The organism is Brevundimonas sp. BAL450, from assembly GCF_015767455.1.
In the GTDB taxonomy this organism is placed as follows: Bacteria; Pseudomonadota; Alphaproteobacteria; order Caulobacterales; family Caulobacteraceae; genus Brevundimonas; species Brevundimonas abyssalis.
In genome coordinates, this window is the sequence record NZ_JADWOW010000033.1 from 37,239 (window position 1) to 59,147 (window position 21,909).

A 21,909-nucleotide genomic window follows, 5' to 3' on the forward strand; every position below is an offset into this window, starting at 1 on the left:
GGGCGCAGGCGGGGAAAGCACCTATCCCGCGCGGCGGGCGGCGTCCTTCGAAGCGTGGGCCTCGCCCTCGGACAGGGCGGTGTTGATGGCCATGCGCAGGCGCTCGGGCTTGATGGGCTTCTCCACCACCGACGACATGCCCGAGGCCACATATTTGCGGGCGTCGTCCGGGTCGGCGTTGGCGGTCAGGGCGATGATGGGCGTATGGGACACGTCCCCGTCCAGGGCGCGGATGGCCCTGGTGGCGGCGACCCCGTCCATGCGGGGCATCTTGATGTCCATCAGGATCAGGTCGAAGCGGGTCGCCTGTACGGCTTCAAGCGCTTCAAGGCCGTCCTCGGCGGTCTCGGAGGTGCAGCCGAACATCTCGCACAGGGCCTGGGCCACCACGCGGTTGGTGGCGTTGTCGTCCACGATCAGCACATGCGGCTGGCTCTGCAGCGACAGGCCGCCGAGCTCGGAGACGTTGGAATCGGCCTCGGCCTCGATCACGGCCTGGGGGGCGCACAGGTCGAAGGCGAAGGTGACCCCCTTGCCCTGGTTCCGCTCGGCCCAGATGCGGCCGCTCATGGCCTGGACGATGTGCCGGCATATGGCCAGGCCCAGCCCGACGCCGCCGGGCGCCGAGCCCTCGTCGGCGGCCTTGATGAAGGTGGCGAACAGGTCGTCGTCCTTCAGGTCCGCCAGGGTCGAGCCGCTGTCGCGGACCCGCGCTTCCATCACCACCGAACCGCTGGCGGCGCGGGTCTTCAGTCCGGCTTCCACCAGACCGCCGCGGGAGAATTTAAGGGCGTTGCCGATCAGATTGTCGAACACCTGTTTCAGACGTCGGCTGTCGATCTCTGCGGCCAGTTCGGTGTCGCCGTCGTAGCGGACCATCAGGCGCACACCCTGGTTCAGGGCCCGGGGCTCCCACTCGGCCTGGATCGCGTCCATGACGCCGCGCAGCACCGTCGGCGCGGGCTCCAGCGCCAGTTCGCCCGCCTCGGCGCGGCTCAGGTCCATGGCGTCCTGCAGGATGCGCAGCAGGGTCTCGGAGGAGTCCACGATGGTCTGCACGTGAGCCTGGGCGTTGGCGCCCAGCGGTTGACGCTGCAACAGTTCGCCCACCGCCAGCACCCCGTTCAGGGGGGTGCGCAGGTCATGGTTCAGGGCATTGAGAAAATCATAGCGGCCGCGCGCCACGGCCACGGCGCGTTCCTGCTCCTGGGCGCGGGTCTCTTCCTGTTCGGCCAGGGCGCGGATCTGACGATCCTTGCCCTCGCTGGCCGCGCGCAGCAGGGCCACGGCCGAGCCGACGCCCCAGTAGGCCCCGTCACGGGTGACGATGAAGCCGCGCAGAAGGGCGCCGGGGCCGCTGTTCAGGATGGGGCCGGCGAAGGCGTCGATGTGGACCCCGGCCTCCACAACGGCGGGCTCGGCGTCCATGACAATGTCGATGGTCCGGTGGGCGTAGCGGGCATGACCGTGATCGCCGGCGAACTTCAGCAGGAAATTATCCCGTTCGATCAGGCCGATCGGGCGACCGTTCTCGACGACAGGTATGACAAGGGTGTCGGGCTCCGCCTGGAACCGCGCGTACACCTCGTGACCGAGGGTCTTGAGGCCGGCCGGGGTGGCCCGTTCGGCAATGGACTCGATCGTCGGCATACGGCCGAGAACTCCCTGTTACCGAGCGACAATGCCCCAGCAGGCTTTGCGGAAGGGTTAAGCTGGGGATGAATCGGGAAAGGTCAGCAAAATCATTCTGATATCGCTGTTACATTGTCCGTGACCCAGGCGGTGAAGGCCCCTGAGGACCCCTCCGTTGATACCGGTAGCATCAGGACGCAGGCGGTATCGTAGGGGTGCAGCGCCAGAATGCGGCTCTTCAGGACGGCCGCGACGTCGGCGGTGGTCTTGAACAGGGCCGGGATCTCCACGCTCTCCTCCACCGCGTCCTCCCAGCGATAGATCGACCGCATGGGCCCCAGGATGTTGACGCAGGCGCACAGCCGCTCACCCACCAGAGTCCGCCCGGCCGCCGCCGCGCTTTCCGCATCGGGCCATGTGGTGTAAAGCACCGCCACTTCGTTTTTCATCACTGGACTCCCTTGCATGCGCGCGGCCCCCGGGCCGACCGCAGATTTGTCATGAGCGCTTCCTCGATCAACCCTTCGTCCTCCGCCCTGGTTCTGTTCTCGGGCGGGCAGGACAGCGCCACGTGCCTGGCCTGGGCGCTGGGCCGTTTCGCGCGGGTCGAGACCATGGGCTTCGACTATGGCCAGCGCCACGCGGTCGAGATGCAGGCGCGACTCAGGGTGCGCGACGGCATGGCCCGAGTCCTGCCCGGTGTCGCGGACCGCCTCGGCCCGGACCATGTGGTGGACATCACCGGCTTCGGCCGCATCGCCGACAGCGCCCTGACCAGTGACCGGGCCATCGAGATGGACGCCCGCGGCCTGCCCACCACCTTCGTGCCGGGCCGCAATCTGGTGTTCCTGACCTACGCCGCGGCCCTGGCCGACCGGCGCGGGCTGCAGGTGCTGGTGGGCGGCATGTGCGAGACCGACTTTTCCGGCTATCCGGACTGCCGTCGCGAGACCATGGACGCCATGCAGCAGGCCCTGTCGCTGGGTCTGGACAAGCCGGTCTCCATCGAAACGCCTCTGATGCAGCTGACCAAGGCCGAGACCTGGGCCCTGGCCCACGATCTGGGCGGCGATGCCCTGGTCCAGCTGATCATCGAGGACAGCCACACCTGCTATCTGGGCGACCGGGATCACCGTCACCCGTGGGGCTACGGCTGCGGAACCTGCCCGGCGTGCGAGCTGCGCGCGGCCGGCTATGACCAGTGGGCGGCGGGCGCGTGACCTACACCGTCAAGGAAATCTTCCTCACCGTTCAGGGCGAGGGCGGACAGGCCGGCCGTCCCGCCGTGTTCCTGCGTTTTTCCGGCTGCAACCTGTGGAGCGGGCGCGAACAGGACCGCGCCACGGCCGTCTGCTCGTTCTGCGACACCGATTTTGTCGGCGTCGGCCCTGACGGCGGCAAGTTCGCCGCGCCCGAGGCTCTGGCCGACCGCGTCGCGTCCCTGTGGCGGGGCGGGGCGGGCGGTCCCCGTCTGGTGGTCTGCACGGGCGGCGAGCCCCTGCTGCAGCTGGACCCGCCTCTGATCGCCGCCCTGCACGCGCGGGGCTTCGAGATCGCGGTGGAGACCAACGGCACCGTCGTGGCGCCGGACGGCCTCGACTGGATCTGCGTCAGCCCCAAGGCCGACGCCCCGGTGCTCCAGACCACGGGGCAGGAGCTGAAACTGGTCTATCCGCAGGCGCTGGCCCGGCCCGAGCAGTTCGCCGACATGGACTTCGAACGCTTCTGGCTCCAGCCCATGGACGGCCCCGACACCGAGGCCAACACGGCGGCGGCCATGGATTACTGCCTGCAACACCCCAAATGGCGCCTCAGCGTCCAGACCCACAAATACATCGGCGTGCGTTGACCCTGACATGACCAAGCCTGTCTTCGAAATCACCAAGGCCGCGACCTTCGACGCGGCGCACCACTTTCCGAACGAGCCGGAGGGCAGCCCCTATCGGCGCATCCACGGCCACTCGTTCCAGGTGGAGGTGTCGATCCGCTCCGACCGGCTGGACGCCAACGGCTGGGTTGCGGACCTGAATGCGCTGGACGCCGCCCTGAAAGCCGCCGCCGGGGAGCTGGACCACGGCATGCTGAACGAGCACGCTGGCCTCGAGGTCCCCTCCCTTGAACACCTGTGCCTGTGGTTCGCCCGGCGCCTCACCCCCGCCTGGCCGGGCCTGTCCCGCGTGGTCGTCAGCCGTCCCACCATCCACGAACGCTGCGCCCTGGAGCTCTGATTCCAAAGAAAAACCTCCCCCGCACGGGGCGGGGGAGGCGAGGCGGAGTGTCTCTATCGGTTGAGGATCAGAACCGGCCCTTGAGCCCGATGGCGAAGGTGGCGCCGTATTCCTCGAACTGCAGGGTGGTGGCCGGCGTGCCCTGATAGAGCTCCAGCGGATCGTCCAGCAGATTCTGCGCTTCGAACAGCACCTCGATGGCGTCGTTCACGCGGAACGAGGCGGTCAGGTCCAGCTGCTGGCTCTCCATCACATAGACGTCGAACTCGCGGCTGTCGCCGATCTCCTCCAGGTACTCGCCGCGGAACGAATAGCTGACGCGGCCGCTGAAACGGCCCTGCTCGTAGCCGACGTAGAAGTTTGCGCTCTCTTCCGCCGCCTGGGGGAGGCTGAAGGTCTCGGTGCGGCCGTCCACGGTGAACTCGGTGTCCAGCAGGGTGGCGTTGGCGCCCACCAGGAAGCCGTCCAGCGCCGGCGCCCAGCGGCCCAGCTCCTGCTCCAGGTTCAGCTCGATGCCGCGGATCGAGGCGTCGGTGCCGTTGACCGGGCGCGTGACCTCGAAGCCCGGGAACTGGGCGTCATTCTGGAAGGTGCGCTCGACGATGTAGCTGTCCAGCTCCTTGGAGAACACGCCCACCGACATCACCGAACCGCCGCCGGGATACCAGTCCAGCAGCAGGTCGAGGTTGCTGGACTCGTAGGGCTCCAGATCGGGGTTGCCCATGTTGATCTCGAGATCCTCGTTGTTGATCTCGAAGCGGGGCGACTGGTCGCCGAAGCTGGGCCGCGCGATGGTGTTGCTCCAGGCCGCGCGGATGACCAGGTCGTCGCGCGGGGTGAAGCGGGCGTGAATGCCCGGCAGCACGTTGGTGTAGCTGGATTCCACCGAGCGGGGATTGATGGTCAGGTCGCCGCTGTCGTCGAAGTTCAGCTCCGAACCCTGAGCCGAATATTCGGTGTGCTCGACGCGGGCGCCGACGATGAAGCGCCAGGGGCCGGAGTCCCAGGTGCCCATCAGATAACCGGCCGAGACGTCCTCATCCGCAGAATAGTCTTCGGCGGTGTTGAGGATCAGGTTGTCCTCGACGTCCTGGGGCCGCTCGAGGATGCTTGAGCGGTTGGTGTTGAAGAAGTCCACGAAGCCGGCGCTGCTGATCCCGTCGCCCAGGGGGTGGAACGGATAGCCGGGCGCTCCGGTGGTGAACTGGTCCAGCCGGATATCCGGCACGTTGCGCAGCTCGGTTTCGCCCACATCCGTCACCTTGCGCTTGAAGCGCAGGTCGATGCCGCCGCTCAGGGTGAAGCCCGCCACGCCGAAGGCTTCGGCCCGCTCGACGTTGAAGTTCAGGTTGGTGTCGTCGTCGTCCACGAACTTGGGCGCCAACACCACGCGGTCGAAGGCGTAGTTGGCGTTGTCCAGGTAGCTGGTGTCCGCGGCGCCGCCCGACAGGATCTGGAAGGTCGGCATGCCCGCGCCCTGGCGCACGACGGCGTCCAGCGGCGACTGATCATTCTCGAAGCGGCCCTCGATCTCGTCGGGCACGTTCTCGTCGGTCATGGAGTGGCCGATGCGGTAGTCGAACGACCACAGACCGCGCTGATGCTCGCCCCCGAAGGCCAGGGCCAGGGTGTCCTGGTCCTTGGTGCGGAAACGGATGCGGCGACGGAAGCCGTCTTCATCGATGTCCTCGAACGTGGCGGCCTCGCCGTTGAAGGCGGTCAGGTCGCCGTCGGCGAACACGAAGATGCTGCGCTGGCGCGTCTCGGCGTCGGTGAAGCGGCTGAACAGGGCGTTGGCGAAGAAGGTGTCGTTCGCCGTCGGCCGGTATTCCAGGTTCAGGTTGGCGCCGAAGCGTTCGCGGTTGACGAAGTACTTGCGCAGCTGGATTTCCTCGATGACGAACTCGTCGTCGCCCAGGTCGTCGTTGAAGCTGTAGGCCGCCTCGAGGTTGTTCGATTCGAAGGTGCGGTCCAGGTAGTTCATGCCCAGCGAGACGCCCAGGTTGTCCTGGCCGCCGCCGACGCTGAACAGGCTGGTGTAGTTCAGGCGCGCTTCCGGATTGAAGTCCTCGCTCAGCTCGCTGTACGAGCCTTCAAGGCGGTAGCGGAAATTGTAGTTCTGGTTCTCGTTGAACGGCGAGCCCGAGCGCACGTCGATGGAGCCGCCGATGGCGTCGCCCGGCATGTTAGGGGTGGGAACCTTGACGATTTCCAGCAGGTCGATGGAGCCCGACGGGATCACGTCCAGCGGCACGGCGCGGTCGCTGTCCTCGGGGGTGCCGATGCGCATGCCGTTGACGGTCACGGTGCTCAGGCCCGGGCCGACGCCACGCACGCTGACGAAGCGGCCTTCGCCCTGGTCGCGGGTGATGGACACGCCCGGCAGGCGCTGCAGGCTCTCGGCCACGTTCTGGTCGACGAACTGGCCGATGTCGTCGGCGGCCACATAGTTGGCGATGGCGTCGGAGTTGCGATAGCGGTTCAGGGCGTCGTTCTGGGCGATGCGCTGCGACATCACCACCACCGCGTCCACGGTCACGCCCGCCTCGCCGCCCAGGGCGATGTTGAGGCTGGCCGCGCGGCCGGCGGCGACCTCGACGGCGGCGCTGGTGTCCGCCAGGCCCAGATAGCTGACCGTCACCGTGGCTGCGCCCGCGGGCACGCCCGTCAGGGTGAAGGCGCCGGCTTCGTCGGTCAGGGCGACCACGGGGCTGCCCGCCACGCTCACCCGGGCGCCGGCCAGGGGCGCGCCGGTCTCGGCCGAGGTCACGCGACCCTGGATCTGCCCGGCGGGAGCCTGGGCGTGTACGGCGGCGGGGGCGAGCAGGGCCAGCACGGAGGCGGTGGCGAGGGCTCGGGCGGTCAGGGTCATGATGGTGCGGTCCTCGGTGGATGCCGAAAACCGGGCGGGATTGGTCCGCACCCGGCCTAACGGCGTTCGAGGTCCGCTAATGGCCAAGCTCTGTGACGTGGCCGTTTGAGTTCTGTAACAGTCCTGCGAACCCGGCCGTCTGTCGGCGCGTGTCCGGCAAGGTGATGCATCAGGGCCACGGTGATCGCCCTCACCGAGGGGCGAACGCCGCGCCGAGCCCCGGCTCCCCGTCACTCACGACCACGCCCCGCCGGGTCAGGTCGATCAGGTGCGCCAGCACTGACAGGGACGCTGCGGGCCACAGCCGCGCGTCCACCGCCGCATACAGGCCCGGGACCATCTCGCCGATGGTCCGGTCGCCCGCTTCAAGCCGCGCCAGGATCTGCGCCTCCCGCTCCAGCCGGTGCGCCTTGTAGGCCGTCAGGAAAGGGGCCACGTCCGTCACCGGCGCGCCGTGGGTGGGCCACAGCGTGTCGAAACCCCGCGCCGTCACCCGCTCAAGGCTGTCCATATAGGCGCCCATGTCCCCGTCGGGCGGCGCCACGACCGAGGTGGCCCAGCCCATCACATGGTCGCCGCTGAACAGGGCGTTCTCCTCGATCAGGGCGAAGGCCAGATGGTTGGAGGCATGGCCCGGCGTGGCCAGGGTCTCCAGGGTCCAGTCCGGCCCCGCGATCCGGTCGCCATCACTCAGAATCACGTCCGGACGGAACGTCTGGTCCTCCGCCTCGTCCAGCGCCCCCGAGGCGTGGGTCTCGCGCGCCGGCGGCCGGGCCGCCAGCACCAGAGCGCCCACCGCGTCCGCGAACGGCCGGGCCAGCGGCGCGTGGTCCCGGTGGGTGTGGGTCACCAGCACATGGCTGACCGTCTCGCCCTCCACCGCCGCCAGCAGCGCCTCCAGATGCGCCCCGTCGTCCGGCCCCGGGTCGATCACCGCCACCGTCCCGTTCCCCACGATGTAGGTCCCGGTCCCTGTGAAAGTGAACGGCCCCGGATTGTTCGCGACAACCCGCCGGATGCGCGGCGAGACGCGGCGGCAGACGCCGTATTCCGGATCGAAGGCTTTCACGAAGGGGATCATGGCGTCCCATTCCGGACGGCGCGGAGCTTGCGGTCAAGGCGGTCTGAAACGCCCGGAGACGCCGAAATGGCCCGAATCATCGCCCTGGACGCCCTCATCACTGTCTCAAATCGGCTCCAGCCCCTGGCCGCCGCCGTGCTGTGTCTCATGGCGGCGCAGCTGATCACCGCCGCCTGCACGCCCGAACCGGCCGCGCCCTACGCCGCCCGCGTGGCCGTCCAGCGCTAGAGCGGCAGACCCGAGAGATCATAACCGGCCGCCGCCGCCGCCGCCCGCGCCTCGTCCGGGCTCATCGCCCCCGAAGCCGTCTGGGCCATGGCCCATGCGGCGGTCGAGCGCATGCCGGATCGGCAGAAGATCAGGGCCGAGTCCGTCTTCGCCAGCAGGTCCGCCAGGGCCGCCGCGTCCTCGGGCGTCGGACGGCCCCGGACGGGGACCGAGGCGTAGTCCAGTCCGGCCGCCCGCGCCCAGGCTTCAACCTGTGCGGAGGCGGGTTGCCCCGGCTCCTCGCCGTCTGGCCGGTTGTTGACGATCAGCGTGACCCCCAGGTCCTTCGCCCGGACCACGTCGTCCGCGTGAATCTGGCCCCAGACCCGCACGCCGGGCGCCAGCGGCCGGAAGCTCACTGGTCCCGTCGCACGCGCACGGCGCGGCTGCTTCCCAGGGTCATCATGAAGCTGCCCATGGACGCCCGGCGCACCCGCACCTCGGTCCCCTCGCGGTTGGAAAAGAACACCGATTCCGAATCGATCTGGCGCCATGTGGAGCCGTCGGCCAGGCGGAACACCCATTTTCCGTCGCCGCCGCGGCTGGCGCGGGTCAGGGTGGTCTCCACGCTGGAGACCTCGTCCTCGGCCGCCGTCACCCGTCCGAAGGCCGGCAGGCTGGGCATTTCGAAGCCGAACAGGGCCCGGCGGCTCTCGCGCACCTGGGCGCGGTCGACCACCACCACTTCGCCCTGACGTTCAGCGGCGTCCAGCGCCTCCACCGCCGTGTCGTAGCAGGACAGCCGCGCCGCCGGATCGGTCATGGCCCGGCAGTCGGTCAGGCGGTTCAGCAGCTCGGGCCGGGGGGCCTCCTGTGCCTGGGCGAGCGCGGGGATGGCCAAGGCCGCCAGGAGGGGCAGGGCCGTTCTGAGGAAAGTCATGGTGCGAGGCCTTCTGTCGCCGACGGAATTCGACCCTGTATGCCACCGCGAAACGCGCGCCGCCAGCAAGGCCCCACAGCGACAGAACCGTGGCGCGAATGCGACAGTCCGACGACGACAACCTTACAGCCCTGTAATTCCGTTGACGCTATAAGGTCGCAATTCCTATCGTGCCCTTCAATCTGCCGGAAATATTTCCGCGGATGACTGCTGAATCAAACGTACCGGGCGGGGGCAGGTCGGTCATTTTGGCCGATACAAATCGCCGGTCTCAGGAGGGTGACCCTTGAACATCCAGAATACTCGTGAGCGCCTGCTGGCCTCGACGATGATCGGCGGCGCTGCGCTGCTCGCGCTTGCCGCGACCCCTGCCATGGCGCAGGCTCAGGACCAGGAAGCGACCCGTGTCGACGAGATCGTCATCACCGGTACGCGTATCGCCCAGGCGAACCTGGTGACCACCAGCCCGGTGACCCAGGTCACGGGCGAGGACATCACCAACGCCGGCGTGTCCCGCGTTGAGGATCTGGTCAACCAGCTGCCGCAGGTCTTCGCCGGTCAGACCTCGACCGTCGTGAACGGCTCGTCCGGCACCGCCACGGTCGACCTGCGCGGCCTCGGCCCGAACCGCACCGTCGTCCTGATCGACGGCCGCCGCATGCCCTACGGCTCGCCGGCCATCGCCGCCGCCGACCTGAACCAGATCCCCGCCGTCATGGTGGAGCGGGTTGAAGTCTACACCGGCGGCGCTTCCGCCGTTTACGGCGCCGACGCCGTGGCCGGTGTCGTCAACTTCATCATGCGCAAGAATTTCGAAGGCGTGCGCGTTGACGCCCAGTACGGCTTCTACCAGCACGAGAACGACTTCGACGGCGTGGGCAACATCAGCCAGGAAATCGCCCGTCGCGGTCTCACCAACCCTGGCGAGTTCCGGCTGCCGGACAACAATGTCCGTGACGGCGAGACCTCGCAGTTCAGCCTGGTCGTCGGCACCGACGTCGACGGCGGCCGCGGCAACATCACCGGCTATTTCACCTATCGTGAAAACAACCCGGTGTTCCAGGCGGACCGCGACTACTCGGCCTGCGCCGCCGGCGCCCCGAATGCGGCCAGCGGCCCCGACACCTTCAGCTGCGGCGGTTCGGCCACCAGCTCGGGCGGCTACTTCACCGACTTCGCCACCTATGGCTACACGCTGAACCCGAACAACCCGGCCGGCGAGTTCATTCCGTACAACCCGAACATCCACGCGTACAACTACGCGCCGATCAACTACTACATGCGTCCGGAAGAGCGTTACTCCTTCGGCGTGTTCGCCAACTACGAGCTGAACCGCGCGGCTGAGGTCTACACCCAGCTGATGTTCACCGACAGCTCGACCCTGGCCCAGATCGCGCCCTCGGGTTCGTTCTTCAACAACGACAGCATCAACTGCGGAAACCCGCTCCTGTCGGCCCAGCAGTCGGCGCTGATCTGTACCCCGGCCCAGATCGCGGCGGACGAGGACGTCCTGTTCTACGTCGGCCGTCGTAACGTCGAAGGCGGCCCGCGGATTCAGGACTACAACCTGAACTCCTACCGCCTCGTCGGCGGCCTGCGCGGCGACATCAGCGACGCCTGGTCCTACGACCTGACGGCGCAATACGCCCGCGTGCAGTACACCGACCGCTACCTCGGCGACTTCTCGACCCAGCGTCTGGGCCGCGCCCTTGACGTGGTGGACGTGGGCGGCACCCCGACCTGTCGCTCGGTCGTCGATGGCACGGACCCCAACTGCGTGCCCTACAACCCGTTCCGTCCGGGCGGCATCACCCAGGAGCAGATCGACTATCTGACCCTGCCGCTGATCGCGACCGGCTATGTGACCAATCAGGTCCTGACCGCCGCCATGACCGGCGACCTGGGCGTCTACGGCGTGCAGAGCCCCTGGGCCTCCTCGGGCATGCAGGTCGCCTTCGGTACGGAATACCGTCGTGACTACCTGACCGTGAACACCGACTCCGGCTATCAGTCGGGCGACGGCGCGGGTCAGGGCGGCGCCTTCATCGGCATCTCCGGCGCCACCGTGGCGCGCGACTACTTCGCGGAGCTGATCTTCCCGATCGCGGAAGGCCTGCCCTTCGCCGAGTCCATCACCCTGGACGCCGCCTATCGTCACTCGAAGTACAACCTCGCCGAGGACACCGACACCTACAAGATCGGCCTCGACTGGGCGCCCACCAGCGATGTCCGCTTCCGGGCTTCCTATGCCCGTGCGGTTCGTGCGCCCAACGTGTTCAACTTCTTCAACGCCCAGAACGTGGTCCTGTTCGGTCGCGGCGGCGGCGATCCCTGCGGCGCGGCGGCTACGGCCACTCTGGCCCAGTGCACCGCCACGGGCGTCCCGGCCGCCAACTACGGCCAGGCGTTCATCGACAGCCCGGCGGGTCAGTACAACAACCTGACCGGCGGCAACCCGGCCCTGAACGCGGAAGAAGCCGACACCTATACCTATGGTGTGGTCTTCACCCCGACCTTCCTGCCGGGCTTCAACATGTCGATCGACTATTTCGACATCGAGATCGAAGGCGCCATCGGCACCTTCGGCGCCAACAACACCATCGACGCCTGCTACGGCCTCGGCGCCTTCTCGAGCCCGGATGCGGCGGCCTGCGCCCGTCTCAACCGTTCGGCGGGTGGCCAGCTGTGGACCAACACCGGCTTCGTGGAAAACCTCACCATCAACACCGGTGGTGAAGTGACCAAGGGCGTGGACGTGGTCGTCAACTACAACATGAACCTGGACGACTTCGGTCTGACGGGCATGGGCGGCCTGGCCTTCAACATGACCGGCACCTGGCTGGAAACGCTGGAGAACACCCCGTTCGACGGCGCTCCGGGTCTGGAATGCGTCGGCTTCTACGAAAACAACTGCGGCTTCGGCGCTCCCGAATGGCGTCACCGGTTCACCACCAGCTGGTCCACCCCCTGGGACGTGAACCTGCTGCTGACCTGGCGCTACCACGGTGAAGTCGAGCACTACAATCTGCCGGCCAACTCGACCCGCATCGACCGCTACTTCGACGCCTACAACTGGTTCGACATCGGGGCCACCTGGCAGGCGTTCGACAACACCCGCTTCCGCGTCGGCATCAACAACGTGTTCGACAAGGATCCGCCCCTCAGCTACTCGGGCGGCGGCAACGGCAACACCTACCCGGGCGTCTATGACTCCATGGGCCGCTACATCTTCTTCGGCGTCACCGCCGACTTCTAAAAGAAGCTGTCAGTGTGAAATCGGGGCGGCGGACTTTCGGGTCCGCCGCCCTTTTTTCTTGGCCGATGCGCTATTTCGCCGCCCCACAAAAACCACCTGGGCCGTTCATGCGTTAGGGTCGCTGGTTCGGGCGCCCTGCGTCTGTCCACGACGCCATTCGCTATTCAGGAAGCCGCATGTCCGTTCTTTTCGCCTTCATCGCCGCTCTCGCCGCCCAGCCCGTCGACGACGGCCCCATCCGCACAGGCGGCACTGCAGTTGAAAGCACGGACTCTGTGCGGGTTCGCGAGGCGATCGCCTATTCCTACGCCCTGCCGCCCGGCGCCCCGACCGACGACTATGCGCTCACCGCCTGGTGCGAGGCCCTGGTCACGGGCCATGTGCGTCTGGGTGAGACCCTGACCGATCCGTCGGACCTGGATCAGGAGATCATGCGTCTGGGCCGGCTCGAGGCCGCCGATTTCCAGGCCGGTCTGAACGCCGCCCGCGATCGCCAGTCGCCCGAGAGCCTCGCCGCCGCCGAGGCCGCCGCCGCCGAGCGCACCGCCCTGTGGGACGCCGCCATCGCCCGCGAGGAGGAAGCCTCGCGCAGTGAAGTGTTCGGCCTGTTCTTCGGTCTGCCGGGCCGCTGCGAGCACGCCGCCCGCCGCCTGCGCGAAAACATCACCACCCCGCCCGCCACCCCGGAAGAGGTGGGGCTGGAGTAGGGCGGTCAGGTCACCCGGTCTTCTTCAGCCTGATACGCCAGCCGATGAGCGCGCTGTGATCGTCGTATGCCTCCGCCTTCTGCTCGACCGTCAGGCCGCGATCCCGGGCCTGGCTCAGGAAGGCTGACATGCCGGCCTCATCCAGCGCGGACCGGATCTGGCTATGCTGACGACGGCGCCAGGCCGTGTTGGCCGTTTCCGCCTGGGCCAGGCTCTGCAGGGCGCTTTCCGGGCGATAGGCCGCGCTACGCCCGGCCAGGTCGGCCATGAAGCCCAGATACTGACGGGCGGTCATGGCTCTGGCGTCATCACCCAACCGGGTCTGTGCGCGGGCCACAGCCTTCCGGAACGCCGTTTCGGCCGCTCTGACCTTGTCGCCGGACAGGTTCGCCTGATGCGCCCGGAACGCCTGTCGGGCCAATCTGATCAAGGCTCCGCCCCCCTCGACGCGGTCCAGGGCGGTCAACTGCGTCCGGGCCTGCTGGGTGATGACGCTGTTTTCGTGATGCATCAGGAGCAGCGCGGGGGCCCCGGGCTTCAGAACACGGGCCAGTTCCGCCAGGGCGGCCCGGCGATCGGCATATTCGATCCCGAACTGTGACGAGGCGGCGTCGAATGTTGCGGCCTCGAAGGGCAATTGCTCGAGGCGGACGCCCCCGACCAGCCTGAACGGACCCTTGCTCAAGGGAAGGTCAGCGTAATCGACGCCCACGACCTCGAACGCACGCTCGCCCAGCCTCGCCGCTTCGCAGGCATAGCCCGCCACCTGCCCCCCGCCGGTGGCCAGGTCGAGCACGTGGGAGCCCGGCGCGAGTTCCGAGAAGAAAGACAGCCACAGGGTTCGGGCTTCGAACGGGCGGCGGCCCCCGGCTGGCCCCGTGGTCAGAACCTCGGGCTTGGCGTCGCGCCAATAGTCGCTCCAGTGCCAGCTGGCGTCCGTTCCCGATTGTGTCATCGAAGCCCCTGGTCCATCCGCCCGCCTGTCGGACAGGGTAGCGGACAGCCGGCGACCCTCAAACATAAACCGCCCGGTCCGGTTGAGCCGCAACCCGCTAAATCCCGCTTTCTCCGTCTCCGGACCGCCTTGCGGACAAGGGTTGGCGTCCCTGGGACCGCCTTTTTCCCCCGCTCTCTCCACCGGCCCTATAATGGCGCGCGGCGAATCTGCGAGCAGGAGGGCGATTTCAGACTATTCAGACAATTCAGACCCTGTTTTTTTCGGCGCGTTAGACTCCATTGCACTCCATTGCACTCCATTGCACTGTTTTTTCGTCCCGGAGTCTCACTTCCACCCCGCCCGATCGGGCCCATCTCCGGCTGGCCATGTCCCTGCGCCCCCTCTTCGTCACCCAGGTCTATGAGGCCTCTCTGGCCGACACATCCGGTTTCGAGCTCCTCAACGAAAGCCTGCTGGACCTCATCGCCATGCTGGCGTCCGAGGACACGGCCGGGCGCGTCTGGTGCCGCAGCCATGGCTATCGCGGTTACACGTCATACGGGTCGTTGAACGACCTGCCGCGCCGCTTCCCCGAGTTCGCCGAGCTCAAGCGCCACCTTGATCGCCACGCCGCTGCCTATGCGAAGGCGCTGAACTTCGACCTGGCCCGAAAGCCCCGCCTCGACAACCTGTGGGTGAATGTCCTGAAGCCCGGCGGCGGCCACACCGGCCACATCCACCCCCACGCCTTCCTGTCGGGCACGGTCTATCTGGCGGTCCCCGACGGGGCCTCGTCCCTCAAGCTGGAAGACCCGCGCCTGCCCATGATGATGGCCCGCCCGGCCGTCCACGCCGACGCCCCCGAGGCCGAGCGCCCCTTCGTCTATCTGGCGCCCGCCGAGGGCACGATCCTGATGTGGGAAAGCTGGCTCCGCCACGAGGTCCCCCCCAACGCCGCGAAGGCCGAGCGGGTCTCCATCAGCTTCAACTACGCCTGAGCGTCATATTTCGGTCCCCGCGCCTCGTCATCCCTGCGGCCAAGCTTCAGAGAGGTGTGCGATGCTGAGACGAGGGTTGATGCTGGCGGGTTTGCTGACAGTGGGCTTGTCGGCCTGTGGCGATACGGCGACGAGCGCAGAACAGCCACCGGCCCAGCCGCCCTCATCAGCGACCGCCCAGCGCGGGCAGGGGAGCCCCTACGAAATCCTCGGCACCCAGGTCTGGGACGTGCCCGATCCGGTGTCCGGCCGCGACTATCAGGTCTTCGTCGCCCTCCCGCCCAGCTATGGCGCCGAACCGGACCGCCGCTATCCCGTGCTCTACGTCACCGACGCCGACTACGCCTTCCCGCTGCTGCGCCAGATCACCCGCCGGGTGAACCTGAACGAGCCGGTCATCGAGGAGTTCATCCTGGTCGGCCTGTCCTATGCGGTGGGCGAGGGCGGAATGGCCAGCCGCGCCCGCGACTACACCCCTGTCGCGATCAATGACCGGACCGGCGGCGGCGCGGCCTACCAGACCTATCTGAAGACGCAGGTCCTGCCCTTCATCGAAGGCCGCTTCCGGGGTGATCCGGCGCGCCGCATCCTGCTGGGCCATTCCTACGGCGGCCTGCTGGGCGCCCAGATCATGTTCAGCGAGCCCACGCTGTTCGACGGCTATATCCTCGGCAGCCCGTCCTTCTGGTTCGGCGATCACGCCATGATGCGGGCCGAGGCCGACTACGCCCGCGCCCATACGGCCCTGCCGGCGCGGGTCTATATGTACATCGGGGAGTACGAGGTTCCGGGCGGGGGGCGGCGCAACAACCGCTATGACATGGTCGGCGACAACGCCCGCTTCGAGGCGCGGCTCCGGTCCCGCAACTATGAGGGACTGACCCTCTCCAGCGAGGTTCTGAACGACGAGGACCACCTGACCGTGGCCCCGCGCGGCTTCACCCACGGCCTGCTGGCGCTGCTTCCGGCCCGGGACTGACGCCGCTGCGTTTGCCTAAAGCCCTCGCAATCGCTACATCCCGCGCAACCTCCCCACACGAACGCAAGCAAGGGCGCACCGCACCTCATGGCGCAGCAATACATCTTCCAGATGCAGGGCCTGACCAAGACCTTTCCTGGCGGCAAGAAGATCTTCGAGAACATCTGGCTCAGCTTCTACAACGACGCCAAGATCGGCGTGGTCGGGGTCAACGGCTCCGGTAAATCCACCCTGCTGAAGATCATGGCCGGTCTCGACAGCGAGTTCTCGGGCGAGGCCAAGGCCGCCGACGGCATCAAGCGCGGCTATCTGGAGCAGGAGCCGCACCTGAACCCCGAGCTGAACGTGCGTCAGAACGTCGAGGCCTGGTGCGAGGAGAAACAGTGGGTCGAGCGCTTCAACGCCATCGCCGCCGAGATGGCCGAGGACTACTCCGACGCGCTGATGGAAGAGATGACGGCGCTGCAGGAGAAGATCGACGCCGCCGACGTCTGGGACATCGACAGCCGCATCGAGATGGCCATGGACGCCCTGCGCTGTCCGCCCGACGACTGGGAGGTCACCAACCTGTCCGGCGGTGAGAAGCGCCGCGTGGCCCTGGCCCGCCTGCTGCTCAGCAAGCCGGACATGCTGCTGCTCGACGAACCGACCAACCACCTGGACGCCGAGTCCGTGGCCTGGCTGCAGCACCACCTGGAGAACTTCCCCGGCTGCGTCATCCTGGTGACCCACGATCGCTACTTCCTCGACCTCGTCACCAAGTGGACGCTGGAGCTGGACCGCGGCAAGGGCCACCCCCACGAGGGCAACTACTCCAGCTGGCTGGAGGCCAAGCAGAAGCGCGTGGTTCAGGAGAACTCCGAATCCGAAGCCCGCCAGCGCGCCCTGACCCGCGAACTGGAATGGGTCCGCTCGGGCGCCAAGGCCCGTCAGGCCAAGTCCAAGGCCCGTCTGGCCGCCTATGAGCGCATGGTCGAGGAGCAGGAGAGCGCCCGCGGCGCCCAGACCCACGCCCACATCCAGATTCCGCCCGGGCCGCGCCTGGGCAATGTGGTGCTGGAGGTCGAGGGCCTGCAGAAGTCTTATGGCGACAAGCTGCTGTTCGACAACCTGACCTTCAAGCTGCCGCCCAACGGCATCGTCGGCGTCATCGGCCCCAACGGCGCCGGCAAGTCGACCATGTTCAAGCTGATCACCGGCCAGGAGCAGCCCGACGGCGGCACCATCAAGGTCGGCGAGACCGTCAAGCTGGCATATGTGGACCAGTCCCGCGACGACCTGAAGCCGGACGAGACCATCTGGCAGGCCATCTCCGGCGGCACCGACGTGATGATGGTCGGCAAGCGCGAGATCAACACCCGCGCCTATGTGGGCAGCTTCAACTTCAAGGGCGGCGACCAGCAGAAGAAGGTCGGCCAGCTGTCGGGCGGTGAGCGTAACCGCGTGCACCTGGCCAAGACCCTGGCGTCCGGCGGCAACCTGATCCTGCTCGACGAACCGACCAACGATCTGGACATCGAGACCCTGCAGAACCTGGAAGAGGCGCTGGAACAGTTCGCTGGCTGCGCCGTGGTCATCTCCCACGACCGCTGGTTCCTGGACCGTCTGGCCACCCACATCCTGGCCTTCGAGGGCGACAGCCACGTGGAATGGTTCGAGGGCAATTTCGAAGCCTACGAGGAAGACAAGAAGCGCCGCCTCGGCGCCGACAGCCTCATCCCCCACCGGATCAAGTTCCAGAAGTTCGGGCGCTAGGCCAGGTTCGATCCGCTGCAAGGACGACGCCCGCGCCGGGACGGAAACCCCGTCTACGGCCGGGTTTCGCTGATTCTCGTCGGGGCCCGGCTGTGTTACAGTTCAGTCTGTATCCGGGGATAATACGGAGGCTTCATGGCCGCGTCTCCCACCGTCGTCTCCCCAGGCTTGGCGGTGAATTTGCTTGGAAGCCTGGAGGTCTGGGCGGCCGGTCGTCGGCTCGAGCTTCCGGCCTCGCGGAAGACCCGCGCCCTGCTGGGGTATCTGATCCTGATTAGAAGCCCCCAGCGGCGCGACCGACTCTGTGAGCTGTTCTGGGAGGTGCCTGACGACCCGCGCGGGGCGCTGCGCTGGTCGCTGACCAAGCTGCGGCCCTTGTTGAACCGCGACGGGGTGGAGCGCCTGACCGCCGACCGCGAGCGGGTGGAGGTCGTCAGCGACGACGTGGACGTCGACCTGCGCCGGATTCAGGCCTGCGCTGACGACCCCGAAGCGGCCTTCGAGGATCTGGCCGAGGCCTGGCGGACGGCGGACAACATCCTGCTGGACGACTGCGAGCTCGCCAATCAGCCGGCCTTCGCCGTCTGGCTGGACCGCGAACGTCAGGCTCTCGCCCAGCTGCGAGCGGGGGTGGCCCGGCGGCTGGCGCTGGACTTCGAGACGGGCGCGGACGAGGCGCTGGTCTGGGCCGTGCGCTGGCTGGACGACCAGCCGTTCGATCCCGACGCCGCCCGCGCAGTGGTCGCCATGACCCGCCGGGCGAGGGGCGCCGAGGAGGCGCGGCGATCCGCCGACGAGCTGGAGACGGTGTTCCGGGATGCGGGTCTGACCGCCCCCGCATGGTCGACGCCCGCTGTGACATCTGCGGCGCCGTCCGATCGTCCTCGACCTGACGCCCCCCGGCCGCGCCAGACAGTCCGCTTCGTCCGCGCCGCCGACGGCGTCAGCCTGGCCTGGGCCTCGGTGGGGCGTGAGGACGCGCCGCCGCTGGTCAAGGCCGCCAACTGGCTGACCCATCTGGAGCTCGACTGGGAAGCGCCCATCTGGAGCCCCCTGTATCGCGATCTGGCTGCCACCCATCGCCTTGTCCGCTATGACAGTCGCGGCTGCGGCCTGTCGGACTGGGACGCGCCCGAGATCAGTCTCGAGACCTTCGTCTCCGATCTGGAGGCCGTGGTCGATGCGGCGGGCCTTGAACGGTTCCCCTTGCTGGGCATCAGTCAGGGGGCTTCGGTCTCCATCGAGTACGCCGCCCGTCATCCGGAGCGGGTGTCCCACCTGATCCTGTTCGGCGGCTATCCCGCCGGCTGGCGCCACATCGCCACTCCGGCGGAGGTTCGTGAGCGCGAGGCCGTCATGGTGCTGACCGAGGCGGGCTGGGGCCGGCCCGACCCCGCATACCGGCGCATCTTCTCGGGCACCTTCATGCCCGACGCGACCCCGGACGAACTGGACTGGTTCGACGAGTTCCAGCGCCAGACCACCTCGTCGCGCAACGCGGTGCGCTTCCTTCAGGCCTTCTCCGAGCTGGACGTCCGCCACCGTCTCGGTGCGGTGAAGGCGCCCACCCTGGTGATCCACAGCCGGGGCGACCGCCGCATCCCCATGGCCACCGGTCGGGAGCTGGCCACCGCCATTCCGTCGGCCGAGTTCGTGGGTCTGGACAGCAACAACCATCTGCTGATCGGCCGCGAACCTGCCGCAGCCGACTTCACCGCCGCCGTGCGGCGCTTCATCGCCGAAGCCTGAGCCGGCCGGCGCTGCAGCCGTTTCAACGCCGTTTCCACGGCAATTCCAACGCTGGCGACCACGCGGCAGTGCTCTACAGGCGCCATCCCGACGCAGCCGTGCCTGACACCGGCGCCTGCATCGCCACGACCGCGTCCGGCGCCGGCCGCCGGTCGAACCGCACACAAGGATCGTCCCGATGCCCGCTACGCCCGCCACCTGGCTTGACGCCGTCACCGTCAACACCACGACTGCGGGAACCCGCGCAGACGCGCGCGTCACCGTTCTCAGCAACGGCAACATCCTGATCACCTGGACTGCGACGACCCAGGCGCCGGGAGAGCCCGCCGTCAGCAACATCGTCGGACAGATCCTGGATCCGCTGGGTAATCCGGTGAACGGCGAGTTCATCATCAACGTGGGCTCCGAGGGCCACCTGGCCGGCAACAGCGACATCCAGGCGACGGCGGACGGCGGCTTCTTCGCTGTGTTTGAGCGAAACCAGGCCGGCCTTGAAGATGTCCTGATCATCCGGTTCGACGCATCCGGCACGCCGTCCCCCTCGGGCAATCTGTTCTTCGACGTAACGCTATCGGGGGCGAACCCTTCCGGTTTCGATCCTCAGGTCGCAGTCGCTTCGGAGACCTCCGGACTGGCGGTCTGGCGCGAAACGACGGAAACGGGGGAGAGCATCCTTCGCGGCTTTGTCTTTGACGCCTCGAGCCCGGCTTCTGCCGCGTTTAATGATCCCAACCTGTTCGACCTCGCGACGGATGCCGGCATCCAGGGCGAGCCTGCGGTCGTCGCTCTGGCAAACGGAAGTTATGCGGTCGCTGTCTCTGCCTTGATCGATGGTGATAGCCAGATCCTTCTCTTCATCGTGGATCAGGAGGGCGTCGTCCGTCGCGCGACGGAATTCTCGAACGGTGGACCCGGCGTGGGGGACCACTCTCCCAGTCTGTCCGCCTTGCCGAATGGTGGTTTCGTCATGGTCTGGACGAGCGGCGACGCCGTTGTGAGCCAGCGATACCAGAACAACGGCAACGACCTCGGGCAACAGACAACACTTTCTGGAGTGGCCGCCGGCGACGATACCTCCCCCAGCGTGCATACCCTCCCGGACGGAACCTGGCTCGTCACCATCATCGACGCTGAAACCGGCAACCTGGTTGTCCAAAGAATCGACGGGTTGGGCGACCCGGTCGGTGACCTGGCCGTCGTCGACGCGGCGGGCGGGGACGCCTCGGCGCCGGGCGTGGCGCTGCTGCCGGACGGCCGCATGGTCGTCACCTTCATCGGCGCCTCGGGCGATGTGGTCATGGAGATCCTCGACACCCGTGACGCGCCCGGCGAGGCCGGAAACACGTTCACCGGCACGGCCGGGAATGATGTGATCGAATATTCCGGCGACGCCGTCTTCGTCGGCGGCGGGGCCGGCGACGACATCATCACCGCCACCGCAGGGCCGGCCCGCACCTACGACGGCGGCGACGGGGACGATCTGCTGATCGCCGCGGCCGGTGTCGGGCCCGACACCTTCATCGGCGGGGCCGGGACCGACACCCTCAGCTATGCCAACGCCTCCCGGCGCGTCTATGTCGACCTCCTGTTCAACGCCGCTGACGACGGCGCGGAAGGCGACAGCTTCGAGAGCATCGAAAACCTGATCGGCTCCGCCTTCGACGACATCCTGTTCGGCGGCAATGCGGACAACGTCATTCACGGCGGGGACGGAAACGACGCCCTGATCGGCGATGGCGGCGACGACATCCTGCACGGCGAGGCCGGCGACGACCAACTGTTCGGCGGTGAGGGAAATGACACCCTGTTCGGGGGCGAAGGCGATGACCGGCTGGAAGGCGGCGAAGGCGCCGACATCCTCGACGGCGGGGACGGCTTCGACATTGCATCTTACGAAGAGGACGATGCGGACCTGCGGGTCGATCTCTCCACCGGCGCCAGCAGCGACGGCGACACCCTGATCAGCATCGAGGGCGTCCTTGGCGGCTATGGTGATGACGAACTCATCGGCGACGACGGCGATAACCGCCTGTCGGGCGGCGACGGCGACGACCTGATCCGTGGCGGAGCCGGCGCCGACATCCTCGAGGGCGGAGACGGGATCGACACCGTCAGCTACGCCGGCTCGTCGGCCGGGGTGACCATCAACCTCAGCGACAACACCGCCTCGGGCGGCCACGCCGAGGGCGACGTCATTTCGGGCTTCGAGAACATCCTCGGCTCGTCCTTCGACGACGTCCTGACCGGCGACGCGGGCGCCAATGTGCTGGACGGTGGCGCGGGCGCGGACCGCATGGAGGGCGGCGCGGGCGACGACATCTACCATGTGGAGAGCCGCAACGATGTGGTGATCGAGTTGGCCGGCGGCGGCGTCGACACGGTGTTGAGCTCGGTCAGCTTCGACGCTCGCTTCACCCATGTGGAGAACCTGAGAGCCCAGGGCAGCGCGGCGCTCAATCTCGTCGGCAACGATCTGGACAACGACATCATCGGCAACGACGCGGCCAACATCATCAAGGGCGGCGGCGGCGCGGACCGCATGGAGGGTCTGGGCGGCGACGACACCTA

18 protein-coding genes are annotated in these 21,909 nt (G+C 67.7%); 11 read left to right on the forward strand and 7 right to left on the reverse strand.

The annotated features are described in order from the left end of the window. Positions 1–21: 21 nt before the first annotated feature. Positions 22–1,650 (reverse strand): response regulator, encoded by a 1,629-nt coding sequence (locus IWC96_RS02645; RefSeq protein WP_021696987.1) that lies wholly within the window; start codon positions 1,648–1,650, stop codon positions 22–24. Positions 1,651–1,742: 92 nt separating this feature from the next. Further along, entirely contained in the window at positions 1,743–2,081 is a 339-nt protein-coding gene (gene cutA / locus IWC96_RS02650; protein WP_021696986.1) for a divalent-cation tolerance protein CutA, read from the reverse strand. 51 nt (positions 2,082–2,132) lie between these two features. Between cutA and queC the strand changes: the two genes are divergently transcribed. Genes queC through IWC96_RS02665 form a run of 3 tightly spaced genes read left to right on the forward strand, consistent with a single transcriptional unit; the run spans position 2,133 to position 3,860 of the window. Then, positions 2,133–2,852 carry a 7-cyano-7-deazaguanine synthase QueC gene (gene queC, locus IWC96_RS02655; RefSeq protein WP_196838301.1) on the forward strand — a complete coding sequence of 240 codons (720 nt, stop codon included), beginning with the start codon at positions 2,133–2,135 and terminating at the stop codon, positions 2,850–2,852. After that, complete coding sequence (gene queE, locus IWC96_RS02660) at positions 2,849–3,481, forward strand: 7-carboxy-7-deazaguanine synthase (protein ID WP_021698052.1); 633 nt, start codon at positions 2,849–2,851, stop codon at positions 3,479–3,481. The genes queC and queE overlap by 4 nt, the downstream gene beginning before the upstream one ends. A 7-nt stretch (positions 3,482–3,488) precedes the next feature. After that, entirely contained in the window at positions 3,489–3,860 is a 372-nt protein-coding gene (locus tag IWC96_RS02665; protein ID WP_021698053.1) for a 6-carboxytetrahydropterin synthase, read from the forward strand. Between the two features lie 67 nt (positions 3,861–3,927). Here the strand turns inward: IWC96_RS02665 and IWC96_RS02670 are convergent, their stop codons facing one another. Next, positions 3,928–6,732 (reverse strand): TonB-dependent receptor, encoded by a 2,805-nt coding sequence (locus IWC96_RS02670; protein ID WP_196838302.1) that lies wholly within the window; start codon positions 6,730–6,732, stop codon positions 3,928–3,930. Between the two features lie 190 nt (positions 6,733–6,922). After that, the gene (locus IWC96_RS02675) at positions 6,923–7,813 is read right to left on the reverse strand and encodes an MBL fold metallo-hydrolase (RefSeq protein WP_021698057.1); all 891 of its coding nucleotides are present in this window, start codon (positions 7,811–7,813) and stop codon (positions 6,923–6,925) included. A 66-nt stretch (positions 7,814–7,879) separates the two neighbouring features. On the opposite strand from IWC96_RS02675, the gene IWC96_RS02680 reads away from it, so the two are divergent. After that, positions 7,880–8,041 (forward strand): hypothetical protein, encoded by a 162-nt coding sequence (locus IWC96_RS02680; RefSeq protein WP_021698058.1) that lies wholly within the window; start codon positions 7,880–7,882, stop codon positions 8,039–8,041. Here the strand turns inward: IWC96_RS02680 and IWC96_RS02685 are convergent. Together IWC96_RS02685 and IWC96_RS15865 are read right to left on the reverse strand one after the other, a co-directional pair. Further along, positions 8,038–8,439: a TIGR01244 family sulfur transferase gene (locus tag IWC96_RS02685; protein WP_021698059.1), complete on the reverse strand. Its 402-nt coding sequence runs from the start codon at positions 8,437–8,439 to the stop codon at positions 8,038–8,040. The two genes, IWC96_RS02680 and IWC96_RS02685, sit on opposite strands and share 4 nt — an antisense overlap. Next, positions 8,436–8,960 (reverse strand): hypothetical protein, encoded by a 525-nt coding sequence (locus IWC96_RS15865; protein WP_021698060.1) that lies wholly within the window; start codon positions 8,958–8,960, stop codon positions 8,436–8,438. Before IWC96_RS15865 ends, IWC96_RS02685 begins: the two co-directional genes overlap by 4 nt. Positions 8,961–9,246: 286 nt before the next feature. On the opposite strand from IWC96_RS15865, the gene IWC96_RS02690 reads away from it, so the two are divergent. Then, positions 9,247–12,216, forward strand: a complete 2,970-nt coding sequence (locus IWC96_RS02690; protein WP_021698061.1) for a TonB-dependent receptor domain-containing protein — start codon at positions 9,247–9,249, stop codon at positions 12,214–12,216. Positions 12,217–12,392: 176 nt separating this feature from the next. Next, the gene (locus tag IWC96_RS02695) at positions 12,393–12,923 is read left to right on the forward strand and encodes a hypothetical protein (protein ID WP_021698062.1); all 531 of its coding nucleotides are present in this window, start codon (positions 12,393–12,395) and stop codon (positions 12,921–12,923) included. 10 nt (positions 12,924–12,933) lie between these two features. Here IWC96_RS02695 and IWC96_RS02700 read toward each other — a convergent pair whose 3' ends face one another. Beyond that, positions 12,934–13,878: a methyltransferase domain-containing protein gene (locus tag IWC96_RS02700; protein WP_196838304.1), complete on the reverse strand. Its 945-nt coding sequence runs from the start codon at positions 13,876–13,878 to the stop codon at positions 12,934–12,936. 368 nt (positions 13,879–14,246) lie between these two features. On the opposite strand from IWC96_RS02700, the gene IWC96_RS02705 reads away from it, so the two are divergent. The 5 genes from IWC96_RS02705 to IWC96_RS16150 all read left to right on the forward strand — a co-directional run. Then, on the forward strand, positions 14,247–14,858 hold the full coding sequence (locus IWC96_RS02705) for a TIGR02466 family protein (RefSeq protein ID WP_021698065.1): 612 nt from the start codon (positions 14,247–14,249) through the stop codon (positions 14,856–14,858). A gap of 61 nt (positions 14,859–14,919) precedes the next feature. After that, positions 14,920–15,837 (forward strand): alpha/beta hydrolase, encoded by a 918-nt coding sequence (locus IWC96_RS02710; RefSeq protein ID WP_081703501.1) that lies wholly within the window; start codon positions 14,920–14,922, stop codon positions 15,835–15,837. 87 nt (positions 15,838–15,924) lie between these two features. After that, complete coding sequence (gene ettA, locus IWC96_RS02715) at positions 15,925–17,592, forward strand: energy-dependent translational throttle protein EttA (protein ID WP_021698067.1); 1,668 nt, start codon at positions 15,925–15,927, stop codon at positions 17,590–17,592. A 135-nt stretch (positions 17,593–17,727) separates the two neighbouring features. Beyond that, positions 17,728–19,341 carry an alpha/beta fold hydrolase gene (locus IWC96_RS02720; RefSeq protein ID WP_021698068.1) on the forward strand — a complete coding sequence of 538 codons (1,614 nt, stop codon included), beginning with the start codon at positions 17,728–17,730 and terminating at the stop codon, positions 19,339–19,341. Between the two features lie 178 nt (positions 19,342–19,519). Continuing rightward, positions 19,520–21,909: calcium-binding protein (locus IWC96_RS16150; RefSeq protein WP_304502296.1), on the forward strand; the 2,390-nt coding region annotated here is incomplete at its 3' end.

Bases quoted from the DNA above. Each gene is read 5' to 3' on its own strand.
- IWC96_RS02645 (WP_021696987.1), bottom strand. From the start codon at position 1,650: ATGCCGACGATCGAGTCCATTGCCGAACGGGCCACCCCGGCCGGCCTC.
- cutA (WP_021696986.1), bottom strand. From the start codon at position 2,081: ATGAAAAACGAAGTGGCGGTGCTTTACACCACATGGCCCGATGCGGAA.
- queC (WP_196838301.1), top strand. From the start codon at position 2,133: ATGAGCGCTTCCTCGATCAACCCTTCGTCCTCCGCCCTGGTTCTGTTC.
- IWC96_RS02665 (WP_021698053.1), top strand. From the start codon at position 3,489: ATGACCAAGCCTGTCTTCGAAATCACCAAGGCCGCGACCTTCGACGCG.
- IWC96_RS02670 (WP_196838302.1), bottom strand. From the start codon at position 6,732: ATGACCCTGACCGCCCGAGCCCTCGCCACCGCCTCCGTGCTGGCCCTG.
- IWC96_RS02675 (WP_021698057.1), bottom strand. From the start codon at position 7,813: ATGATCCCCTTCGTGAAAGCCTTCGATCCGGAATACGGCGTCTGCCGC.
- IWC96_RS02680 (WP_021698058.1), top strand. From the start codon at position 7,880: ATGGCCCGAATCATCGCCCTGGACGCCCTCATCACTGTCTCAAATCGG.
- IWC96_RS15865 (WP_021698060.1), bottom strand. From the start codon at position 8,960: ATGACTTTCCTCAGAACGGCCCTGCCCCTCCTGGCGGCCTTGGCCATC.
- IWC96_RS02695 (WP_021698062.1), top strand. From the start codon at position 12,393: ATGTCCGTTCTTTTCGCCTTCATCGCCGCTCTCGCCGCCCAGCCCGTC.
- IWC96_RS02700 (WP_196838304.1), bottom strand. From the start codon at position 13,878: ATGACACAATCGGGAACGGACGCCAGCTGGCACTGGAGCGACTATTGG.
- IWC96_RS02705 (WP_021698065.1), top strand. From the start codon at position 14,247: ATGTCCCTGCGCCCCCTCTTCGTCACCCAGGTCTATGAGGCCTCTCTG.
- IWC96_RS02710 (WP_081703501.1), top strand. From the start codon at position 14,920: ATGCTGAGACGAGGGTTGATGCTGGCGGGTTTGCTGACAGTGGGCTTG.
- ettA (WP_021698067.1), top strand. From the start codon at position 15,925: ATGGCGCAGCAATACATCTTCCAGATGCAGGGCCTGACCAAGACCTTT.
- IWC96_RS02720 (WP_021698068.1), top strand. From the start codon at position 17,728: ATGGCCGCGTCTCCCACCGTCGTCTCCCCAGGCTTGGCGGTGAATTTG.